Here is a 19,117-nt window from a genome sequence, read left to right as displayed (position 1 = left end):
GGCCGGAACAGATCATCCAGCACATCACGACGAGGGAACAGCATGGTTGCAGCAACGCAGGGCCGGCCGGCCCAGGGCAGCACGGGCGCCGATGCCCAGGCGGGCAAGCCGTCGAGCCGGTTCGAGCTGCTGCTCTTCCGCCTGGGCGGCGATCCGGCGGACGAAAGCGGCCGCAGCGAGCTGTTCGGCATCAACATCTTCAAGGTCCGCGAGATCGTCGCCATGCCCAAGGTGACGGCCGTGGTCGGCGCGCATCCGCACGTGCTCGGCGTGGTGGACCTGCGCGGGCAGATCATGCAGGTCATCGACCTGCCGGCCGTCGTCGGGGTCACGCCGCGCACCGGCCTGAACATCATGCTGGTGACCGAGTTCGCCCGCACCACCCAGGCTTTCGCCGTCGAGGGGGTGGAGGAGATCGTGCAACTCGACTGGCAGCAGGTACTGGCCGCCGAAGGCAGCGCCAGCGGCGGGCTGGTGACCAGCATCGCCCGGCTCGACAAGGATGTGAACAGCGCCCGCCTGGCCCAGGTGCTGGACGTGGAGGCCATCGTGCGCACCGTCTCCCCGCCGCCTGCGGAGCCGCCGCTGATCGGGGCGCAGCTGCGCCTGCGCCCGGGGGCGGTGGTGCTGGCCGCCGACGACTCGGCCGTGGCCCGGTCGCTGCTGGAGCAGGAGTTCGAGGCGCTCGATACGCCCCACGTCATCGTGAACTCCGGCCGCGAGGCCTGGGAGCAGCTGCTGGCCTGGGACGAGGCCGCGCGCCGCGAGGGCAAGACCATCCAGGACAAGGTCGCGCTGGTGCTGACCGACCTGGAGATGCCTGAAATGGACGGCTTCACGCTCACCCGCAACATCAAGCACGACCCGCGCTTCGCCACGCTGCCGGTGGTGATCCATTCCTCGCTGTCGGGCGAAACCAACGAGGCCCAGGGCCGCAGCGCCGGTGCCGATGCCTACGTGGCCAAGTTCTCGGCCACCGAGCTGGCCGAGGCCCTGCGCGCGGCGCTGTCGCGGGCGTTCAATCCCTGACAGAGGCAGGGGTATGGGCCGGCAGTGCGCGAAGATCGTGCGCTGTGGACTGCAAGGGGCCAGAGTATCCGTGGACTGGCGTCATGCGCGCACTACCGAGCCGACGGCCAGCCAGAGCCCGAGCCCAGCACCACGCCGATGGTGCGGTTGAGCGCGGCCTGGTGGCGCCTTCGGGGGGGCATTCCCGATGATCGGAATATGTGCTTTTGTCACCGGTGCGCTTCGAGGCCGACATGCGACGCGCGTCGTTCCTGGATTGGGTCCGCTACGAAATGGGGAAGACACGGGCAGTCCTGGAATGAGCAGACAGGGGGTATAACTTTGCAGCATGCGCCACAATGGCAGATGCGAAAGGCAGGGTCCCCAGTATCCCCTTGTCCAGCGCCCCGCCCGGCAGTAACCGGACGGGGCCCTTCCCATCTGGGCCGCCGGTAAGCGCCCTCGATGCCGCAAAGTATGCGCGGCGGCGCGCCGAACGGATTGCCGTTCTTGCGTTGCAATCCAGGAATTTTGGAAATATCTTCTGTTATTGCCCGAAAGAGAGAAGAATTTTCCATGGACCGTATCGATGCCCGCATTCTGGCCGTTCTGCAGCAGAACGCCCGCGCGAGCCTCCAGGAGATCGGCGATGCCGTGGGCCTGAGCCCGTCGCCCTGCTGGACGCGCATCCGCCGCATGGAGGAGTCGGGCGTGATCCAGGGCTATACCGTGCGCATCAACCCCGAGGCGCTGGACCTGCGCGACACGGTGCTGGTCATGGTCACGCTCGACAGCCATTCGGACAACACACTCGGCAAGTTCGGCGAGGCGCTGGCCGCAATCCCCGAGGTGGTCGAGGCGCACCTCGTCTCGGGCGAATACGACTACCTGCTGCGCATCGTCGTGCGCGACACCAAGGACTACGAGCGCCTGCTGCGCGAGCGGCTCTACAAGATCAAAGGAATACGTCACAGCCAGTCGAGCTTCGTGCTGCGCACGCTGAAGAAGGCGGACCTGCCGCTGGCGACCTGAGGTGGCGTAGGCAGGCGTGGCAGGTGGCCGCGGGCCGCTGTCCGACACGGCCATGGCAGCACGCGAGGTAGCTTGCCTTCATCGAACTCAGCATTCAGGAGCAGGAGATGAATCCAGACAAGACCTCGCCGGGCCAGGTTCCGCACTCGTCCGGCCGCAACCGGTACGCGACCCGCCGTACGCTGACCGTGCTGGGCGCCATCGTGGCGTTCCTGCTGTTCACGGTGCTGGCCGTCGGCATCGCCACCTCTGTTGGCTATTGAGCAGGGCTGGCCGCTATTGCAGCGGACCAATGCCACCGGGCGCGGACCATTGCGCGACCAACGCCTGGCGGCCGGCCTCGGTGAAACGATAGGCCGTCCAGCCGGAGCCCACATGGAAGATCAGCGTGACCGGCGGCGGCGCAGGATCATCCTGCAGCACCACGGCGGGCGGGTCCAGCTGCGCGACATATTTGTGGTTGGCTTCCAGCACCGGCGCCTCGACCGGCTGCATGTGGGCCCCGCCGAAGGCCGACTGTTCGATCAGCCGCGATACCTGGTGGGCATTGAGCGTGGCCTTGGCATCGCCGACGCCGATCTCCACCGTGCTGGCGGGTACGTCGATCGCAACGTGCACGTTCATCCGGAATCTCCTCGTATGGCGCAGGGGCAGTGGGCCATGGCCTGACCATGCATCGTCGCCGGTGGCTCCGCCGACCGTGGCGGCTCCAGTGCCGAGGATGATGACGACGACGGCGTCGCGCTATAGCGGCTCCCTTTTTCGCGAACTTGGCATGCCGCCTGCACCTCCTGCGGATGACGCCTGGGATCCCTGGACGCCCCAGGCACTGGCGAGACGCCTGCGCGAGGCCCCGGTGCACTGGTATGTGGTCGGCGGTTGGGCGCTGGACCTCTGGCATGGCGAGCAGTTGCGGGAGCACGAGGATCTGGAGTTCGCCGTGCTGCCCTCGGACCTCGATACGATACGGTCCTTTCTGTCCGAACTGAGATTTTTTACCGCGCACGCAGGCGTGGTCGGCCATTGGCCGCCGCCGTTTCTTGCACCGCCAGCAGTCTCCCAGTTCTGGGGGGCGGACCTGAAGCGCGGCTGCTGGCGCGTCGACATGATGCTGGAGCGCGGGACGCCGGACATCTGGGTCTACAAGCGCGATGCCTCGATCCAGGCGCCGCGCAGCGGAATTCCGCCATGCGCTGCCCCGGCTGTCGCCGTCCGACAAGGGATGCCTGCGGCGCTGGCTCGACCGGGCGCATCCCGGCCACCCGTGGCTTGGCCGGTTGTAGGTCCGGTCTCCGTTCGGTTCTCCCGGAAGGCGAGGAGGGCGCCTGGCACCGAGCGCTGCAGTGCGCTACCGTGCAGCTTTCGGACCCGGCGCCGTCACATCCCCACGTAGTTTGGCCCGCCGCCGCCCTCGGGCGTGACCCAGACGATGTTCTGCGTCGGGTCCTTGATGTCGCAGGTCTTGCAGTGCACGCAGTTCTGCGCGTTGATCTGCAGACGCTGGGCATTGCCGCCTTTGGCCTCGTCGACCACGAACTCGTACACCCCGGCCGGGCAGTAGCGGGCCTCGGGACCGGCGTACATCGCCAGGTTGACGTCGACCGGCACGCTCGGATCCTTCAGCGTCAGGTGGGCCGGCTGGTTCTCCGCATGGTTGGTGTTGCTGATGAACACGCTGGAGAGCCGGTCGAAGGTCAGCTTGCCGTCCGGCTTGGGATAGACGATGGGCTTGCACTCGGCCGCCGGCTTCAGGTAGGCATGGTCGGGCTTGTGGCGGTGCAGCGTCCACGGCACGTTGCCCTTGAGCACGAACTGCTCGATGCCGTTCATCAGTGTGGCGGTGAACAGGCCCGTCTTGAACCAGGCCTTGAAGTTGCGCGCCTTGTTCAACTCCTTGTGAAGCCAGCTGTTCTCGAAGGCCTCGGGGTAGGCCGTGAGTTCGTCGTGCCGGCGGCCGGCCTGCACCGCATCGAAGGCGGCCTCGGCCGCAAGCATGCCGGTCTTGATGGCGGCGTGGCTGCCCTTGATGCGGCTCACGTTGAGGTAGCCGGCCTCGCAGCCGACCAGCGCGCCGCCCGGGAACACGGTCTTCGGCAGCGACAGCAGGCCGCCGGCCGTGATGGCGCGCGCGCCGTAGCCCAGGCGCCTGCCCGCCTTGATGCCCTTGGATTCGTCGCCTTCGAGGTACCAGCGGATGTTGGGGTGGGTCTTCCAGCGCTGGAATTCCTCGAACGGGCTCAGGTAGGGGTTGGCATAGTCCAGCCCGGTGATGAAGCCCAGCGTGACCTTGTTGCCCTCGTCGTGGTAGAGGAAGGCGCCGCCGTAGGTGCTGCCGTCCATCGGCCAGCCGGCCGTGTGCAGCACGAAGCCGGGCTGGTGGCGCTTCGGGTCGATCTCCCACACTTCCTTGACGCCCAGGCCGTAGGTCTGCGGGTCGCGGTCCTCGTCGAGCGTGAAGCGCGCGATCAGCTGGCGGCCGAGGTGGCCGCGCGAACCCTCGGCGAAGATCGTGTACTTGCCGTGCAACTCCATGCCGAGCTGGAACTCGGCCGTCGGCTCGCCGTCCTTGCCCACGCCCATGTTGCCGGTGGCCACACCCTTGACGCTGCCGTCGTCGTTGTAGACGACCTCCGCCGCAGCGAAGCCGGGGAAGATCTCCACGCCGAGTTCCTCGGCCTGCTGGCCTAGCCAGCGCACCACGTTGCCCAGGCTGACGATGTAGTTGCCTTCGTTGTGGAAGCACTGTGGCAGCAGGAAGCCGGGCGTGCGCAGGCTGCCCTTCTCGCTGAGGAAGACCATGGCGTCTTCGGTCACCGGCTGGTTCAGCGGCGCGCCTTTTTCCTTCCAGTCGGGGATCAGCTCGGTGAGCGCACGCGGGTCCATGATGGCGCCCGACAGGGTGTGGGCGCCGGGCTCGGAGCCCTTTTCCAGCACGACGACCGAGATCTCCTGGCCTTTTTCGGCCGCGAGCTGCTTGAGCCGGATGGCGGTCGAGAGGCCGGCGGGGCCGCCGCCGACGACGACCACGTCGTAGTCCATCGCTTCGCGCGGGCCGTAGGTGCTGAGGAGTTCTTCGTTGGTCATCGGGGTGTCTGTGCTTGTCTCGGAATCGGGATCGGAAGCCGCGGGCGAAAGGCGGTTCACGGAGCGCTGGCCCTGCCGGGCACAGCCTATGATTCTATTCGGCGAAGCCCTTGGCGAGCGAACGCCTGTGCTTTTTCGGCCGTGCCGGCCAGCTGGGTGTCCAGGGAAGGGAAAGATATCGATGCGTTGGGGTGTGCTGTGCGGGCTGCTGGCCGGGGCTTTGTGGGGGCTGGTGTTCATCGTGCCGCGGGTGCTGGCCGGCTTCACGCCCTGGGAGCTGATGACCGGCCGCTACCTGGCCTACGGCGCAGTGGCCGCGGCCATGCTGGCGCCGCAGGCCCGCGGCATCGCCGCCGGCCTGGGCCGCGCCGACGGAATCGCGCTGCTGCGCCAGTCGCTGGCTGGCAACATCGTCTACTACCTGTTGCTGGCCCATGCGGTGCAACTGGCCGGCGTCGCGCCCACCTCGCTCATCATCGGCGTGCTGCCGGTACTGGTCACGCTGATGGGCCGCGCCGACCACGGCGCGGCGCCGCTGCGGCGTCTGGCGCTGCCGCTCGCGGTGGTGGTGGCGGGCATCGCCTGCATCAACGTGGACGTGTTCCTGCATGCCGCGTCCACGCAGGCGCCCGCCGGGCGCATCGCCGCGGGCATCGCCTGCGCCGTGGGGGCGCTGGCCTGCTGGAGCTGGTATGCGGTGGACAACGCGCGCTATCTCCAGCGCAATCCGCGCTTCAGCAGCGGTGAATGGTCGGCGCTCTACGGGGCGGCCAGCGGCGTGCTGGCGCTGGCGGGCGCGGCGGCCGGGGTGGCGCTGGGCCTGATCGGTCCCGCGGCGGACATCGTTGCGCCGCCCGGCACCAGCCGCGACTGGACGGTCTTCTGGGCGGTGAGCGCGGGGCTGGCGATCGGCGCCTCGCTGATCGGCAACCAGCTGTGGAACATCGCCAACCGGCGCGTGCCGCTCACGCTGACCGGCCAGCTCATCGTGTTCGAGACCCTGTTCGCGCTGTTCTACGGCTTCGTGTGGGAAGGCCAGTGGCCGCGCCCGCTGGAATGGGCGGCGATGGTGCTGCTGCTGACCGGCGTGGCCTGGTCGGTGCGCCGCCACAGATAGAGAACAGCCCCCGGGCGGCTGTGCCGCTCCCTCTTCTCCGCGCCGCGCGCTCCAGGCGTAGAGCAGCACGGCGACGATGCCCGCCGGCCGGCACCAGCGGATGCGCCGGGCGGTGAGCCCAACGCCGGCGATTTCGAGCGCGGACATGGCACGCGGTGTTCCGTGTCAGAGCAGGACCAGGGCCTGCCGCTTGATGTCCCCGATGAAGGGCCGGCGGCAGCGCGCAGCCCGCAGGCCGCGCGGCACGCAGTTGCGTTCGTCGGCAGCGGCAGCACGACAGGCGCGCCGCGGGCATGCTGGGATACCCCCGGCTGTTGAGGCCAGAGGCGTCCGGATGAAGGGAGCTGCAAGCCCATACTCCCTCATGCTGATAACGGAACGTTCATCCTGCGTTCAGGCACGGCTCCTACGCTGCGCGGCCATGTCCGATGCCGTTCTTCCTTCGCCTCCCGCCGCCGCGCCGGCCGGTCCGTCCCTGCGTCTCGGCAGGCTGCGCCACCTGTGGCTCGGTGCGCCCGGTGGCTACTCGCCGCAGGCCGTCGCGGCCTGGATGGCCGCCTGGTTCACGCTGGCCGGCAACCTGGCGCTGTGGCGCGCGCTGCGCGAACTGCACACGGGCCTGCACGGGCTGCTGGCCGCGCCTTGCCTCGTCGGCGGGCTGACGCTGGCCGCGCTGTCGCTGCTGGCCTGGTCGCGCGGCGCGCGGCCGCTGTGGATGGGGCTGGCCGTGCTGGCCGCGTTCGCCCAGTACGCCATGCTGGCCTACGGCATCGTGCTCGACCCCGACATGCTGCGCAGCGCCCTGCAGACCGATGCCCGCGAGATGCGCGATCTGGCCGGCTGGCCGGTGCTGCCCGGCGTGCTGCCGGCCGCGCTGCCGGCGCTGTGGGTGCTGGCGCGCGTGCGGGTGCGGCAGCGCCGCTGGGCCGGCAATGCCTGGCGCAATCTGGCGCTGTGCGCCGCGGCGCTGGCGATGGCCGGCCTGGCCGTTTTCATCGGCTACCGCGATCTGGCGCCGCTGATGCGCGAGAACGGCAAGCTGCGCTACATGGCCAATCCGGTGGCCGCGGCCTATTCGGCCGTGCGCGTGGTGCGCCACGGCGGCGGCAGGATGGACGGCGGCGCGCCGCTGCCCCTCGGACCGGCCACGCTGGGCGCGAGCTATGCCGGCCAGAAGCGGCCGCCGCTCTTCCTGCTGGTGGTCGGCGAGACCTCGCGCGCCGACCACTACGCCTTGAACGGCTACGGGCGCGACACCACGCCCGAGCTGGCCCAGCGCGGCGTGCTGAGCTGGCGCGACGTGCATTTCTGCGGCACGCATACGCTGGCCTCGGTGCCCTGCATGTTCTCCGGCCTGGGCAAGGCGGCCTTCGAATCGCGCGACCGCGAGCACGAGAACCTGCTCGACCTGCTGCAGTCCGCGGGCCTGGCCGTGCTGTGGATCGACAACCAGGCCGGCTGCAAGGGCGTGTGCGACCGGGTGCCGAACGTCTCCACCCGGGACACGGCGCGCGCCGTGCCCGGCGCCCGGGCCCTGTGCGACGGCGAATGCCTGGACGAGATCCTGCTGGCCGGGCTGGACGAGCGCATCGCCGCACTGCCGGCCGAACGCCGCGCCCGCGGCGTGGTCGTCGTGTTGCACGAGATGGGCAGCCACGGGCCGTCGTACACCCGCCGCTCGCCGGCGTCGCGCAAGCGCTTCCTGCCCGAATGCACCACGGTCGCGCTGGCGCAGTGCGACCCGGCGCAGCTGATGAACGCGTACGACAACTCCATCGCCTACAACGACCACGTGCTCGCCGGCGCCATCGACTGGCTGCGCGGCCGCGAGCACGACTACGACGGGGCCCTGCTCTACCTGAGCGACCACGGCGAATCGCTCGGCGAATACGGCCTCTACCTGCACGGCATCCCGTACCGGCTGGCGCCGCAGGTGCAGAAGCACGTGCCGATGATCGCGTGGCTCAGCCGCGGCTTCGCCGCGCGCACCGGGCTGGCGGTCCGATGCCTGCGCGGCACGCTCGACGAACCGCTGACGCACGACAACCTGTTCCATTCGGTCCTGGGGCTGCTCGATGTGCAGGCGGGCGCCTACCGCGGCGAGTTGGATGCCACGGCGGGCTGCCGGGCGATGGGCGCGCGCGCGGCCTGACGCTGAACTCGGCGAACGGAACCGGGGCGTTAGGATGGACAGCCTCTTTCGTCCATCCGCCAGCGAGGTATCCGCCCGTGACCGAACCGAACCTGCGCCCGCCGCGCCAACGATCCTTTCCCTGGCTCGCCCTGGCCATCGTCGCCGCGCTCGCGGCCGCCGGCTGGTATGGCTGTCGGCAGTGGCAGGCGCGCCAGGCCGCGCCGCCCGTCGCCGCGGCCGCGCCGCAGGCACCGGTGGCCGAGCCGGCGGCCGAGCCCGCCGGCCCGGCTCATCCGATCGAACCCGACCCGGCCGCGCCCGCGCTGCCGGCCCTGCAGGAGTCCGACGCGGCCGTCGCCGCCGCCATCGACGGCCTGGCGCCGCGCGCGCAGTGGCAGCGCTTCCTGGTGCCCGACGGCCTGGTGCGCCGCGTGGTCGCCACGGTCGACAATCTGCCGCGCAGCCACGCGCCGGCCCGCATCTGGCCGGTGCAGCGCACGCCGCCGAAGCTGGCGGTGGAAGGCGAGGGCGATGCGCTGCGGCTGGCCCCCGCCAATGCCCAGCGCTACACGCCCTTCGTGCAGTTCGTGCAGTCCATCGATCCGGCCAGGGCGGCTGCCGTCTACCGGCAGCTCTACCCGCTGTTCCAGCAGGCCTATGAAGAACTGGGCTATCCGCACCGGCATTTCAACGACCGCGCCGTGCGGGCCATCGACGACCTGCTCGGGACGCCCGAGCCCGCCCGGCCGCTGGCGCTGAAGCTGGTCGAGGTGCGCGGCAGCGCCTCCGAGCAGCCTTGGTTGCGCTACGAATATGCGGACCCGGAACTGGAGCGCCTGCACGCAGGCCAGAAGATCCTGCTGCGCGTCGGGCCGGACCACGCGAAGGCGCTCAAGGCCTGGCTTGCGCGGCTGCGCGCCGGGATCGCGGGATAGCGGCGGCGTCTACACTTTTCCCTTTCCGTGCACGGGAACAGGGAGGACGCATGCATTCGGACATCGTGATTGTGGGCGGCGGCGCTGGCGGGCTCGAACTCGCGGCGCGGCTCGGCCGCAGGCTGGGGGAGAAGCAGGGCCGCGAACGCGTGCTGCTGGTGGACCGCGACCCGTTCCACATCTGGAAGCCGACGCTGCACGAAGTGGCCGCGGGCACGCTCGACGCGCACCAGGAAGGGCTGTCGTACCCGGTGCTGGCGCGGCGCAACCATTTCAGCTTCGCCATCGGCGAACTGGCTGGCCTGGACGCCGGCGGCCGGTCCATCGAGCTGGCCGAGATCCGCAACGCCGAGGGCGAGCTGCTGGTGCCGCGGCGCACGGTGAGCTACACCCGGCTGGTCCTGGCCATCGGCAGCGGCTCCAACGCCTTCGGCACGCCGGGCATCGAGCATGCCTACCTGCTGGAGAACGTGCGCGACGCGCAGCGCTTCCACACCGACTGGCTCAATGCCTGCGCCCGCGCCTCGTTCGCCGGGAGCCGGTCGCTGTCCATCGCCATCGTGGGCGCCGGCGCTACCGGCGTGGAGCTGTCGGCCGAGCTGCTGGAGGCCCATGCCGAGCTGCTCGGCAGCCTGAGCGCGGGCCAGCGCTTCCGGCTGGACATCACGCTGGTCGAAGGCGGCGACCGCATCCTCGGCGGCCTGCCCGAGAAGATATCCCGCCAGGCCCGCCTGGCGCTGGAGCGCAAGCAGGTGAAGGTGCGCACCGGCACGCGGGTGACGGCCATCGAGCGCGGCGCACTGGTCACGCCGGACAGCCCGGTGCCCGCCGACCTCATCGTCTGGGCGGCCGGCATCAAGGCCGCCGAGGCCAACGCGGGCTTTGGCCTGGAGGTCAACCGGCTCAACCAGTTCGTCGTGGACGACCGCCTGCGCACCTCGGCCGACGGTGTGCTCGCGCTCGGCGACTGCGCCGCCTGCCCGTGGGAGGGCGGCAAGACCGTGCCGGCCCGCGCCCAGGCAGCCCACCAGCAGGCCGACTACCTCGCGCGGGTGCTCGCGGCCCTGCTGCGCGAGCAGGAGGTGGCAGAGCCCTTCGTCTACCGCGACTTCGGCTCGCTGGTCTCGCTGGGCGACAACAAGGGTGTGGGCAACCTCATGGGGGGCCTGGCCGGTCGCAACTTCTTCGTCGAAGGGCTGGTCGCCAAGTGGATGTACATGTCGCTGCACCTGAACCACCACCGTGCGATCCTCGGCACCGGCAAGACGGCGGTGCTGGCGCTGGCGCGGCTGCTGCAGCAGCGGGTGTCGGGACGGTTGAAGCTGCACTGAGGGTATGGGCTGCTGATGGGCTGGCAGCGCGGGCTTTGAGAGGGGTGGTCCGGGGGTATCTTGCGTCCGGCGCTGGGCGGCCGGCATTCGCCCCGGCGCCGGCCAGCGGCCTGCCTGGCCGGACGGCGCCGTCCGTTCGCTTGGACCGCGGCTGACAGCCAGCGGTGCCCCCGGGGGCTTAGCTTGCGTGCATGGCGATCCCGCCACGCAATGCGACGCAAAGGCATCCCACCATGAAGCAACTCCTCCCTCTCACCGTTCTGGCTTTTGTCTCGGCATGGAATGCCGGGTCCGCTTCCGCCGCGGAAGACCGGCGGTCGCCCGAGAATCTGCAGGCCTACTGCGAAGCCGAGATGGCGCGTCTGAAGGAAAACGTCCGCCAGTCGCAGATGGCCGACTGCCTGGCCCAGGGCCGCAAGCGCGAGGAGGACAAGGCCGCGATGTGCGAGAAGTCGGCACGGCCCCGGCCGGCGGACCGGCGCAGCGCCTACCTCAGCGACTGCATGAAGAAGAACTGAGCAGCGCGCCCCGCTGGCACGAGGGGCGCAGGCGCGCGGCGGTGCTAGGGCGGCTGGTCGCCGGGGGACCAGGGGGTGCGGCGCTGGTCGTGCTTCACGTCGCCCTCGTTCAACTCGGCGTTCCCCTCGACCTGTCTGGCCACGCCTTTGGCTTTCTGCGCCTCGCTGTCGAGCAACTCGCCCGCCTTCTGCTGGATCTTTCCTGCCGCCACCTTGGCGGCGCCCTTGATCTGCTCGGAGTTCATGCCGTGTCCTTTTTCCAATGCCAGGGCGACAGGCCCTGGATCCTGGAAAGGCTAGGGTTTGCGTCCGATCCGCTCCGCGAGCCGAGGGCGGGCGCAGCCGTCGGCGCATGCCTACACGGAGGGCGGCTGCGGAGCTGCTTCCCGGTGGCTCCTTGACCGCCGTGGGCAGCGCTGCATCGACAGCCCCGGTCCAGCAGGTGCCGGCGTCGTCCACCAGTCTCGCAAGGCTGCGGCCCGCCAGGTCCGCGCTGCGGACCGACGCCAGGGCGGGCGCCGCGGCCAGCGCGCGCAGGTTGGCCGCCGCATTGGCGGCGCCGCCCGGCCGCTCTTCTTCCCGCTCCCCCTCGACGACGGCTACCGGCGCTTCGCGCGAGACCCGGCCGACGCTGCCCGGCCAGTCCGCGATGCCGTCACCGGAAGAACAGATAGGCCAGCCCGATCGCCGCCGCGATCCCCACCGCATCCGCGAACAGCGCGCAGCCCAGCGCATGCCGCGTATCGCGCACGCCGACGCTGCCGCAGTACACGGCCAGCACGTAGAACGTGGTCTCGGTCGATCCCTGGATGATCGCCGCCAGCCGTCCGGCGAACGAATCGACGCCGTGGGCCTGCATCACGTCCACCAGCAGCGCCCGCGCGCCGGAGCCCGAGAGTATCTTCATCAGGCCCACCGGAAGGGCGGGCAGGAAAGCCGTGTCCAGTCCCAGCGCGGCCACGGCTGCGGCGAGCGCGCGCATCACGTAGTCCATGCAGCCCGCGGCGCGGAACAGGCCGATGGCCACCAGCATCGCCACGAGGTAGGCGATGATCTTCACCGCCACGCCGAAGCCTTCCTTCGCGCCCTCGACGAAGGCGTCGAGCACGTCGATGCGCCGGTGCACGCCGGCCGCGATGAAGGTGCCGACGATGGCCAGGATGCAGAAGCTGCCGGCGGCGCCGGCCACCTCGGCCGCGCGGGCCGGCGGAAGCCGGGCCACGCCGGCCACCAGCGCCGCTGCCGCCGCGGCGAACAGGCCCGCCGGCAGCAGCACGCGCCAGCGCCACAGCGGCAGCCGCTGCACCACGGCCACGGCAGCCACGGCGGCCAGCACCGAGGCCAGTGTGGCCAGCAGCGTCGGCAGGAAGATGTCGGCCGCGTTGAAGCCGGCCAGGCCCTGGCGCATGGCGATGCCCTGGCGGATGGCGATCACCGAGGTCGGTACCAGCGTGAGCCCGGCGGTGTTGAGCACGATGAACATGATCTGCGCATCGCTGGCCGCCGCGGGCTGCGGGTTGAGCGTCTGCAGCTCCGCCATGGCCTTGAGGCCCAGCGGCGTGGCGGCGTTGTCCAGGCCGAGCAGGTTGGCCGACACGTTCATCACCATGGCGCCCTGCGCCGGATGGCCCGTGGGCACGCCGGGGAAGAGCCGGCGCAGCAGCGGCGCGGCGGCGCGCGCGAGCGCCTCCACCATGCCGGCGCGCTCGCCCACGCGCAGCAGGCCCAGCCACAGTGCCATCACCCCGGCGAGGCCCAGGGCCACGTCGAAGCCGGTGCGCGCCGCGTCGAACATGGCCGCGACCAGCCGGCCGAAGACGGCCAGGTCGCCCTGCAGGGCCTGGACGCAGGCGGCGGCGAGGGCGATGGCGAAGAAGCCGATCCAGACGATGTTGAGCGCCATCGGGTCAGCCTGCGGTGAGCTTGTGGACCAGTTCGGCCGTGGTGCTCGCCTGGTACTTGCGCATGAGCCGGGCGCGGTAGATCTCCACCGTGCGGTGGCTGATGCCCAGCGTGCGGCCGATCTCCTTCGACGTGAGCCCGCTGATCAGGTGCGCGGCCACCTCGCGCTCGCGCCCGGTCAGCCCGGCCTTGACCGGGCGGCGCGCGCTCAGGTCCTCGAAGGTCCAGATGCCGGCCTCGTGCGGATCGGCACGGTTGAGCGCCCGGCCGGTGACGTGGCACCAGAACAGTTCGCCGGCCAGCCGGCCGCCCACGCGGCGCATGACCCGGTCGTCGGCATAGTGGCCGCGGGCATTGAGGATGGGCACCAGCCGCGCGCCCATGCGCTCGTACTCGTCGGCGCTGGGGTAGAGCACCCGCAGCGACTGGCCGCGCAGCTGCGCGCAGTCGGCGCCGAAGGTCTCGCAGACGTGGCGGTTGCAGTCCACGATGGCGCGGCGGTGGGTGATGACCATGCCCACGGGGGCCATGTCGAACGCCAGCCGGTAGTCGGCGGGCGGGGCTGTCTCCTGGAGCATGCTTACGGGCTTCTACGTACGTTGTTACGTAGTATCGTAGCGGCTTGCCGCGGGGCGCCTGCGGTGATTCCCACCTCCGAGGAGACTCCTTCGTGAACAAGATATTCCCTACCGCCGCCGACGCCCTCAAGGGCGTGGTGGCCGACGGCCAGCTGCTGGCCGTCGGAGGCTTCGGTCTCTGCGGCATTCCCGAGGCGCTGATCGATGCGCTGCGCGATTCGGGCGCCAAGGACCTGACCATCATCTCCAACAACGCGGGCGTCGACGGCTTCGGCCTCGGCAAGCTGCTCCAGACGCGCCAGATCAGGAAGATGATCTCCAGCTATGTCGGTGAGAACAAGGAGTTCGAGCGCCAGTACCTGGCCGGCGAACTGGAGCTGGAGTTCACGCCCCAGGGCACGCTGGCCGAGAAGCTGCGCGCCGGCGGCGCCGGCATCCCGGCCTTCTTCACCAAGACCGGTGTCGGCACCATCGTGGCCGAGGGCAAGGAGCTGCGCGAGTTCGACGGCGAGACCTACGTGCTCGAGCAGTCGCTGGTGCCCGACGTGGCCCTGGTCAAGGCCGACGTGGCCGACAAGGCCGGCAACCTGCGCTTTCGCCTCACGGCGCGCAACTTCAACCCGGCCGCGGCCACGGCCGGCAAGGTCACGGTCGTGGAGGTCGAGCGCATCGTCGAGGTGGGCGAGATCGCCCCGGACGACATCCACCTGCCGGGCATCTACGTGCACCGCATCGTCGTCAATCCGAATCCCGAGAAGCGCATTGAGAAGCGCACGCTGACGGCGGCCGCACCGGTCGATCCGGTGGCCGCCAAGGTCGAGGCCCAGACCGCCATCGCCCAGGCCGCCGCCGGCACCGAAGTGCCCGCGCCCAAGGTCGTGAACAAGCAAGGAGACTGACCATGCCCTGGACCCAGGACCAGATGGCCGCGCGCGCGGCCCAGGAATTGGAAGACGGCTTCTACGTCAACCTCGGCATCGGCATCCCGACGCTGGTGGCCAACTTCACCGGCGACAAGGAGGTCTGGCTCCAGTCGGAGAACGGCATGCTCGGCATCGGCCCGTTCCCGACCGAGGACGAGGTCGACGCCGACCTCATCAACGCCGGCAAGCAGACCGTCACCACCATCCCCGGGTCGGCCATCTTCGGCAGCGACCAGTCGTTCGCCATGATCCGCGGCGGCAAGGTCAACCTGTCCATCCTCGGCGCCATGCAGGTCAGCGAGAAGGGCGACCTGGCCAACTGGATGATCCCCGGCAAGATGGTCAAGGGCATGGGCGGCGCGATGGACCTGGTGGCCGGCGTCAAGCGCGTGATCGTGCTCATGGAGCACGTGGCCCGCAAGAAGGACGGCACCGAGGATCTGAAGATCCTGCCGGCCTGCACGCTGCCGCTGACCGGCGTGGCCGTGGTGGACCGCATCATCACCGATCTGGCCGTCATCGACGTGGTGCCCGAGGGCCTGAAGCTGGTGGAACTGGCCGACGGCGTGACCTTCGAGCAGGTCCAGGCCAAGACCGGCGTGCAACTCATCCGCTGAGCACGCCATGACCCCGGCCCGCAGCGCGCTCGCCACGATCTGGGAGGCCGCGGGCCTGCCGGACGCAGCCCTCGGCCAGGTGGAGCTGCCGGGCGCCGACCCGGTGCTGCCCTCGTCGTTCGCGATGGCGGCAGCCGCCCAGTCCACCATCGCGGCGGCGGCGCTGGCCGCCTGCGAACTTGGCCACCAGCGCGGCCAGCCGCGCCAGGCGGTGCACGTCGATGCGGCCCATGCCAGCATCGAATGCACCGGCTGGTTCGCCATCGACGGGCGCTCGCCCGACCTGTGGGACGCCTTCTCGGGCCTCTACCGCACGGCCGACGGCTTCGTGCGCGTGCATGCCAACTTCGCCCACCACCGCGACGGCGCGCTGCGGCTGCTGGGACTCCAACCGGGACAGGCCACCCGGGGGCCGATGCCGAAGCGGCCCTGCTGCGCTGGAAGGCGCTCGATTTCGAGACGGCGGCGGCCGAGCGCGGCCTGGTCGCCACGGCGCTGCGCAGCTTCGACGCATGGGACGCCACGCCGCAGGGCCGGGCCATCGCCGTGCAGCCGCTGTTCACCATCGACCGCATCGGCGATGCGCCGCCACGTGAACTGCCGCCGCTGGCGCCGGACCAGCGTCCGCTGGCCGGCATCCGGGTGCTGGAGCTGACCCGCATCCTGGCCGGGCCGGTGGGAGGCAAGGCGCTCGCGGCCTACGGCGCCGACGTGCTGCTGGTCAATGCACCGCACCTGCCCAACATCGCCGCGATCGCCGACACCAGCCGCGGCAAGCGCTCGGCGCTGCTCGACCTGCGCGTGCCGGGCGATGCGGACACGCTGCGCCGCCTGCTCGGCGGCGCCCATGTCTTTGTGCAGGGCTACCGGCCCGGCGGCCTGCAGGCCCTGGGCTTCGGCCCGGAGGCGGCGGCGGCCGCGCGCCCGGGCATCGTCTACGTCTCGCTGACCGCCTACGGCACGCAGGGCCCGTGGGCCGGGCGGCGCGGCTTCGACTCGCTGGTGCAGACGGCGATGGGCTTCAACCAGGCCGAAGGCGAGGCCGCCGGCGGTGGCAAGCCGCGCCCGCTGCCGATGCAGATCCTCGACGAGGCAAGCGGCTACCTCATCGCCTTCGGCGCGGCCGCCGCGCTGCGCCGCCAGCAGCGCGAGGGCGGCAGCTGGCATGTGCAGGTGTCGCTGGCGCAGACGGGCCACTGGCTGCGCGGCCTGGGCCGGGTGGCGCGTGGCCTGGACGCCGTGGCGCCGGACCGCGCGCCGTGGCTGGCCACCGGGCCGTCGGGCTTCGGCGTGCTCACCGCCGTGCGCCACAGCGCCCGGCTCGCGCGTACGCCGGCCGGCTGGGACCGGCCTTCGGTGCCGCCGGGGACCGATCCGCCGGCATGGACATGAGGTGGTATGTAGCCCTGGCGCGCATCACCTGTGCGCTACCGGCTGATCACCCTGGGGGTATGTCTCAGCGGTTGAATGGCGGGCCGCCGAGCCGGGTCCCCGCCTTCAATCCCTTGGACTTGAACCAGCCCTGGTTCATCTCCAGCACGTAGCGCACCGGCTTGTCCGAACAGTGCGAATCCAGCGTCTGCGGCTTCATGTCGGCCAGGTTCACGATGGTGCCGTCGTCGGCGATGAAGGCGGCCGTCAGCGGCAGCAGCGTGTTCTTCATCCAGAAGCACTGCGTGGCCGGCTCCTCGAAGGCGAACAGCATGCCTTCCTGGGCCGGCATCTCCTTGCGGAACATCAGGCCGACCTCGCGCTGCGGCGGCGTGGCCGCGACCTGGGCGTCGATGCGGTAGAAGCCGGCCGTGAGCGCCACGCGCGGCAGGGTCAGCTGCGGGCTCGACGGCTGCGCCTGTGCGAGTCCGCTGGCCGCCAGCGCCACCGCGGCCGCGCCGCGCAGGATGGTTCGGACACGGAAGAGGCGGAGCAGGGCGGTCGTGGGCATGGGTGGTCGGGGCTGGAGATGCGCAAAGGCCGGGCCGCAAAGAACGATGGCCCGCGCAGGCGGGCCATTGTGTCGCAAAGCGGCGCGCCGCGCCGCGTGCTGGCGCCGAGTCAGAGGCGGTGGGGTCTGGCTGCCTTCTTGTGCTTCCTGGCCTTCAGAGGCTTCTTTTTCGCAGCAGCGTGCTTCTTTTTCTTCTGCGCGACATGCTTGTGCGGCGCTTCGGCGGCGGGCGCCGGTGCCGGGGTGTAGGCCGGAGCCGGAGCGACTGCCGGGGCGGCGGGGGCCGGCTGGGCGAAGGCGCCCGCGGCGAACAGGCCGGCGATCAGGGCAGCGAGGAGTTTGTTCATGTGTGCCAGTTCCTGGAGTGGAGTTGCCAATGATGGAGAAGGGGCGTTGGTGCAAAAGGCCCGCCGACCATCGGCGCGCCATACCCCCGGACGTACCGCTCGAAGCCGCCCGTCCGGAGCCAGTGCCGACGTGGGTTGGCACTAGAATGCAGTGAGATTTTGCACCAGCGGCGGCCCGCTTCCGGCGCTGCTGGTCCCCGCCGTTGGAGACGCCTTCCCATGCCCTATCAGCACATCCAGGTTCCCGCCGCAGGGCGGAAGATCACGGTCCATGCCGACGGGACGCTGAACGTTCCGGACCACCCGATCGTCCCGTTCATCGAGGGCGACGGCGTGGGCGTGGACGTGACCAAGGTCGCCCTGCGCGTACTGGACGCGGCCGTGGAGAAGGCCTATGGCGGTGTGCGCAGGATCGCATGGCTGGAGGTCTACGCCGGCGAGAAGGCCACGCGCATCTACGGCGCCGGCGTCTGGCTGCCCGACGAGACGGTCGAGGCGCTGCGCGAGTACGTCGTCTCGATCAAGGGTCCGCTGACCACGCCGGTGGGCGGCGGCATCCGCTCGCTCAACGTCGCGCTGCGCCAGGAGCTGGACCTGTACGTCTGCCTGCGGCCGGTGCAGTACTTCAAGGGCGTGCCCTCGCCGCTGAAGGAGCCCGAGAAGACCAACATGGTGATCTTCCGCGAGAACTCCGAGGACATCTACGCCGGCATCGAATTTCCGGCCGAGTCCGACCAGGCCCGGCGGCTCATCCGCTTCCTGCACGACGAGTTCGGCATCACCAAGATCCGCTTTCCCGAGACCTCGGGCATCGGCATCAAGCCGGTGTCGCGCGAAGGCACCGAGCGGCTGGTGCGCAAGGCCATCCAGTACGCCATCGACCATGACCGCCCCAGCGTGACGCTCGTGCACAAGGGCAACATCATGAAGTTCACCGAGGGCGCATTCCGCGACTGGGGCTATGCCCTGGCCGCCAAGGAGTGCGGCGCCGAGGCGATCGACGGCGGCCCGTGGCTGCGCCTGAAGAACCCGAAGTCCGGCCGCGACATCGTCGTCAAGGACGTGATCACCGACGCCTTCCTCCAGCAGATCCTGCTGCGCCCGGCCGAGTACAGCGTGATCGCCACGCTCAACCTCAACGGCGACTACATCTCCGACGCCGTGGCCGCGCAGGTCGGCGGCATCGGCATCGCGCCGGGCGCCAACCTGTCGGACACCGTTGCCATCTTCGAGGCCACGCACGGCACGGCGCCCAAGTACGCGGGCAAGGACTACGTCAACCCCGGCTCCATCGTGCTGTCGGGCGAGATGCTGCTGCGCCACATCGGCTGGACCGAGGCCGCCGACCTCGTGCTGGCCGCGATGGAGAAGGCGGTGCTGAGCAAGAAGGTCACCTACGATTTCGCGCGCCTGCTCGAAGGCGCGACGCAGGTCAGCACCTCGGGCTTCGGGCAGGTGCTGATCGATCACCTCTGAACTGGAGACCGTTGGCAGGCGGGCAGCGGGTTTTTCATCCGCTGCTCGCTTCCCAGCAGCGTTGTTGCCTGCGGTGCGGCATCTGCGGCGCTACCTGGGATGCGCGGCTGGCATGAAGGATGCGGCTGGCCGCGGCTGGCAGGCGTAGAGTCGCACCTGCCCCTTCGTCCACC

19 protein-coding genes and 1 pseudogene are annotated in these 19,117 nt (G+C 70.4%); 13 read left to right on the top strand and 7 right to left on the bottom strand.

Features of this window, described 5'->3' with window-relative positions; translation table 11 throughout:
• The first annotated feature begins 42 nt into the window (after nucleotides 1–42).
• From GAK38_RS08785 to GAK38_RS08775, 3 genes are all read left to right on the top strand, one after another.
• Nucleotides 43–1,029, top strand: a complete 987-nt coding sequence (locus GAK38_RS08785) for a chemotaxis protein (RefSeq protein ID WP_325343305.1) — start codon at nucleotides 43–45, stop codon at nucleotides 1,027–1,029.
• 555 nt (nucleotides 1,030–1,584) lie between these two features.
• Nucleotides 1,585–2,040, top strand: coding sequence for an Lrp/AsnC family transcriptional regulator (locus tag GAK38_RS08780; RefSeq protein WP_325343304.1), 456 nt, complete (start codon nucleotides 1,585–1,587; stop codon nucleotides 2,038–2,040).
• Nucleotides 2,041–2,147: 107 nt separating this feature from the next.
• Complete coding sequence (locus GAK38_RS08775) at nucleotides 2,148–2,303, top strand: hypothetical protein (protein WP_325343302.1); 156 nt, start codon at nucleotides 2,148–2,150, stop codon at nucleotides 2,301–2,303.
• A 13-nt stretch (nucleotides 2,304–2,316) separates the two neighbouring features.
• Here the strand turns inward: GAK38_RS08775 and GAK38_RS08770 are convergent, their stop codons facing one another.
• Nucleotides 2,317–2,664, bottom strand: a complete 348-nt coding sequence (locus GAK38_RS08770; RefSeq protein WP_325343301.1) for a hypothetical protein — start codon at nucleotides 2,662–2,664, stop codon at nucleotides 2,317–2,319.
• Between the two features lie 97 nt (nucleotides 2,665–2,761).
• On the opposite strand from GAK38_RS08770, the gene GAK38_RS08765 reads away from it, so the two are divergent.
• Nucleotides 2,762–3,433, top strand: coding sequence for a nucleotidyltransferase domain-containing protein (locus tag GAK38_RS08765; RefSeq protein WP_325343299.1), 672 nt, complete (start codon nucleotides 2,762–2,764; stop codon nucleotides 3,431–3,433).
• On the opposite strand, the gene GAK38_RS08760 is transcribed toward GAK38_RS08765, so the two are convergent.
• Nucleotides 3,418–5,124 carry an electron transfer flavoprotein-ubiquinone oxidoreductase gene (locus GAK38_RS08760; protein WP_325343297.1) on the bottom strand — a complete coding sequence of 569 codons (1,707 nt, stop codon included), beginning with the start codon at nucleotides 5,122–5,124 and terminating at the stop codon, nucleotides 3,418–3,420. The genes GAK38_RS08765 and GAK38_RS08760 overlap by 16 nt on opposite strands.
• Before the next feature lie 181 nt (nucleotides 5,125–5,305).
• On the opposite strand from GAK38_RS08760, the gene GAK38_RS08755 reads away from it, so the two are divergent.
• From GAK38_RS08755 to GAK38_RS08735, 5 genes are all read left to right on the top strand, one after another.
• Entirely contained in the window at nucleotides 5,306–6,241 is a 936-nt protein-coding gene (locus GAK38_RS08755) for a DMT family transporter (protein ID WP_325343295.1), read from the top strand.
• Between the two features lie 421 nt (nucleotides 6,242–6,662).
• Nucleotides 6,663–8,393, top strand: a complete 1,731-nt coding sequence (locus GAK38_RS08750; RefSeq protein WP_325343293.1) for a phosphoethanolamine transferase — start codon at nucleotides 6,663–6,665, stop codon at nucleotides 8,391–8,393.
• A gap of 77 nt (nucleotides 8,394–8,470) precedes the next feature.
• Complete coding sequence (locus GAK38_RS08745) at nucleotides 8,471–9,310, top strand: DUF3014 domain-containing protein (protein ID WP_325343291.1); 840 nt, start codon at nucleotides 8,471–8,473, stop codon at nucleotides 9,308–9,310.
• Nucleotides 9,311–9,360: 50 nt separating this feature from the next.
• The gene (locus GAK38_RS08740; RefSeq protein WP_325343289.1) at nucleotides 9,361–10,641 is read left to right on the top strand and encodes an NAD(P)/FAD-dependent oxidoreductase; all 1,281 of its coding nucleotides are present in this window, start codon (nucleotides 9,361–9,363) and stop codon (nucleotides 10,639–10,641) included.
• Nucleotides 10,642–10,874: 233 nt separating this feature from the next.
• A complete protein-coding gene (locus GAK38_RS08735; RefSeq protein WP_325343288.1) occupies nucleotides 10,875–11,159 on the top strand; it encodes a hypothetical protein in 285 nt (94 codons plus the stop codon).
• A 44-nt stretch (nucleotides 11,160–11,203) separates the two neighbouring features.
• On the opposite strand, the gene GAK38_RS08730 is transcribed toward GAK38_RS08735, so the two are convergent.
• From GAK38_RS08730 to GAK38_RS08720, 3 genes are all read right to left on the bottom strand, one after another.
• Nucleotides 11,204–11,404, bottom strand: a complete 201-nt coding sequence (locus GAK38_RS08730; RefSeq protein WP_325343286.1) for a CsbD family protein — start codon at nucleotides 11,402–11,404, stop codon at nucleotides 11,204–11,206.
• 410 nt (nucleotides 11,405–11,814) lie between these two features.
• Nucleotides 11,815–13,062: a nucleoside recognition domain-containing protein gene (locus tag GAK38_RS08725; RefSeq protein ID WP_325343284.1), complete on the bottom strand. Its 1,248-nt coding sequence runs from the start codon at nucleotides 13,060–13,062 to the stop codon at nucleotides 11,815–11,817.
• 4 nt (nucleotides 13,063–13,066) lie between these two features.
• Nucleotides 13,067–13,639 carry a LuxR C-terminal-related transcriptional regulator gene (locus GAK38_RS08720; protein WP_325343282.1) on the bottom strand — a complete coding sequence of 191 codons (573 nt, stop codon included), beginning with the start codon at nucleotides 13,637–13,639 and terminating at the stop codon, nucleotides 13,067–13,069.
• A gap of 92 nt (nucleotides 13,640–13,731) precedes the next feature.
• Between GAK38_RS08720 and GAK38_RS08715 the strand changes: the two genes are divergently transcribed.
• The 3 genes and pseudogenes from GAK38_RS08715 to GAK38_RS08705 all read left to right on the top strand — a co-directional run bounded on the left by GAK38_RS08715 (nucleotide 13,732) and on the right by GAK38_RS08705 (nucleotide 16,571).
• Nucleotides 13,732–14,538, top strand: a complete 807-nt coding sequence (locus tag GAK38_RS08715; protein WP_325343281.1) for a CoA transferase subunit A — start codon at nucleotides 13,732–13,734, stop codon at nucleotides 14,536–14,538.
• 2 nt (nucleotides 14,539–14,540) lie between these two features.
• Nucleotides 14,541–15,179 carry a 3-oxoacid CoA-transferase subunit B gene (locus GAK38_RS08710; RefSeq protein ID WP_325343280.1) on the top strand — a complete coding sequence of 213 codons (639 nt, stop codon included), beginning with the start codon at nucleotides 14,541–14,543 and terminating at the stop codon, nucleotides 15,177–15,179.
• Between the two features lie 7 nt (nucleotides 15,180–15,186).
• Nucleotides 15,187–16,571 (top strand): annotated as a pseudogene (locus GAK38_RS08705) (CoA transferase).
• 64 nt (nucleotides 16,572–16,635) lie between these two features.
• Here the strand turns inward: GAK38_RS08705 and GAK38_RS08700 are convergent.
• Nucleotides 16,636–17,121: a DUF192 domain-containing protein gene (locus GAK38_RS08700; RefSeq protein WP_325343279.1), complete on the bottom strand. Its 486-nt coding sequence runs from the start codon at nucleotides 17,119–17,121 to the stop codon at nucleotides 16,636–16,638.
• 110 nt (nucleotides 17,122–17,231) lie between these two features.
• Entirely contained in the window at nucleotides 17,232–17,468 is a 237-nt protein-coding gene (locus GAK38_RS08695; RefSeq protein ID WP_325343277.1) for a hypothetical protein, read from the bottom strand.
• A gap of 219 nt (nucleotides 17,469–17,687) precedes the next feature.
• Here GAK38_RS08695 and icd point away from each other — a divergent pair, with 219 nt between their 5' ends.
• On the top strand, nucleotides 17,688–18,944 hold the full coding sequence (gene icd, locus GAK38_RS08690; RefSeq protein WP_325343275.1) for an NADP-dependent isocitrate dehydrogenase: 1,257 nt from the start codon (nucleotides 17,688–17,690) through the stop codon (nucleotides 18,942–18,944).
• Nucleotides 18,945–19,117: the final 173 nt, after the last annotated feature.

Origin of the sequence: Xylophilus sp., from assembly GCA_009914555.1 — a bacterium.
GTDB lineage: Bacteria > Pseudomonadota > Gammaproteobacteria > Burkholderiales > Burkholderiaceae_C > WNDY01.
This window is presented reverse-complemented; position numbering and strand designations above follow the sequence as displayed.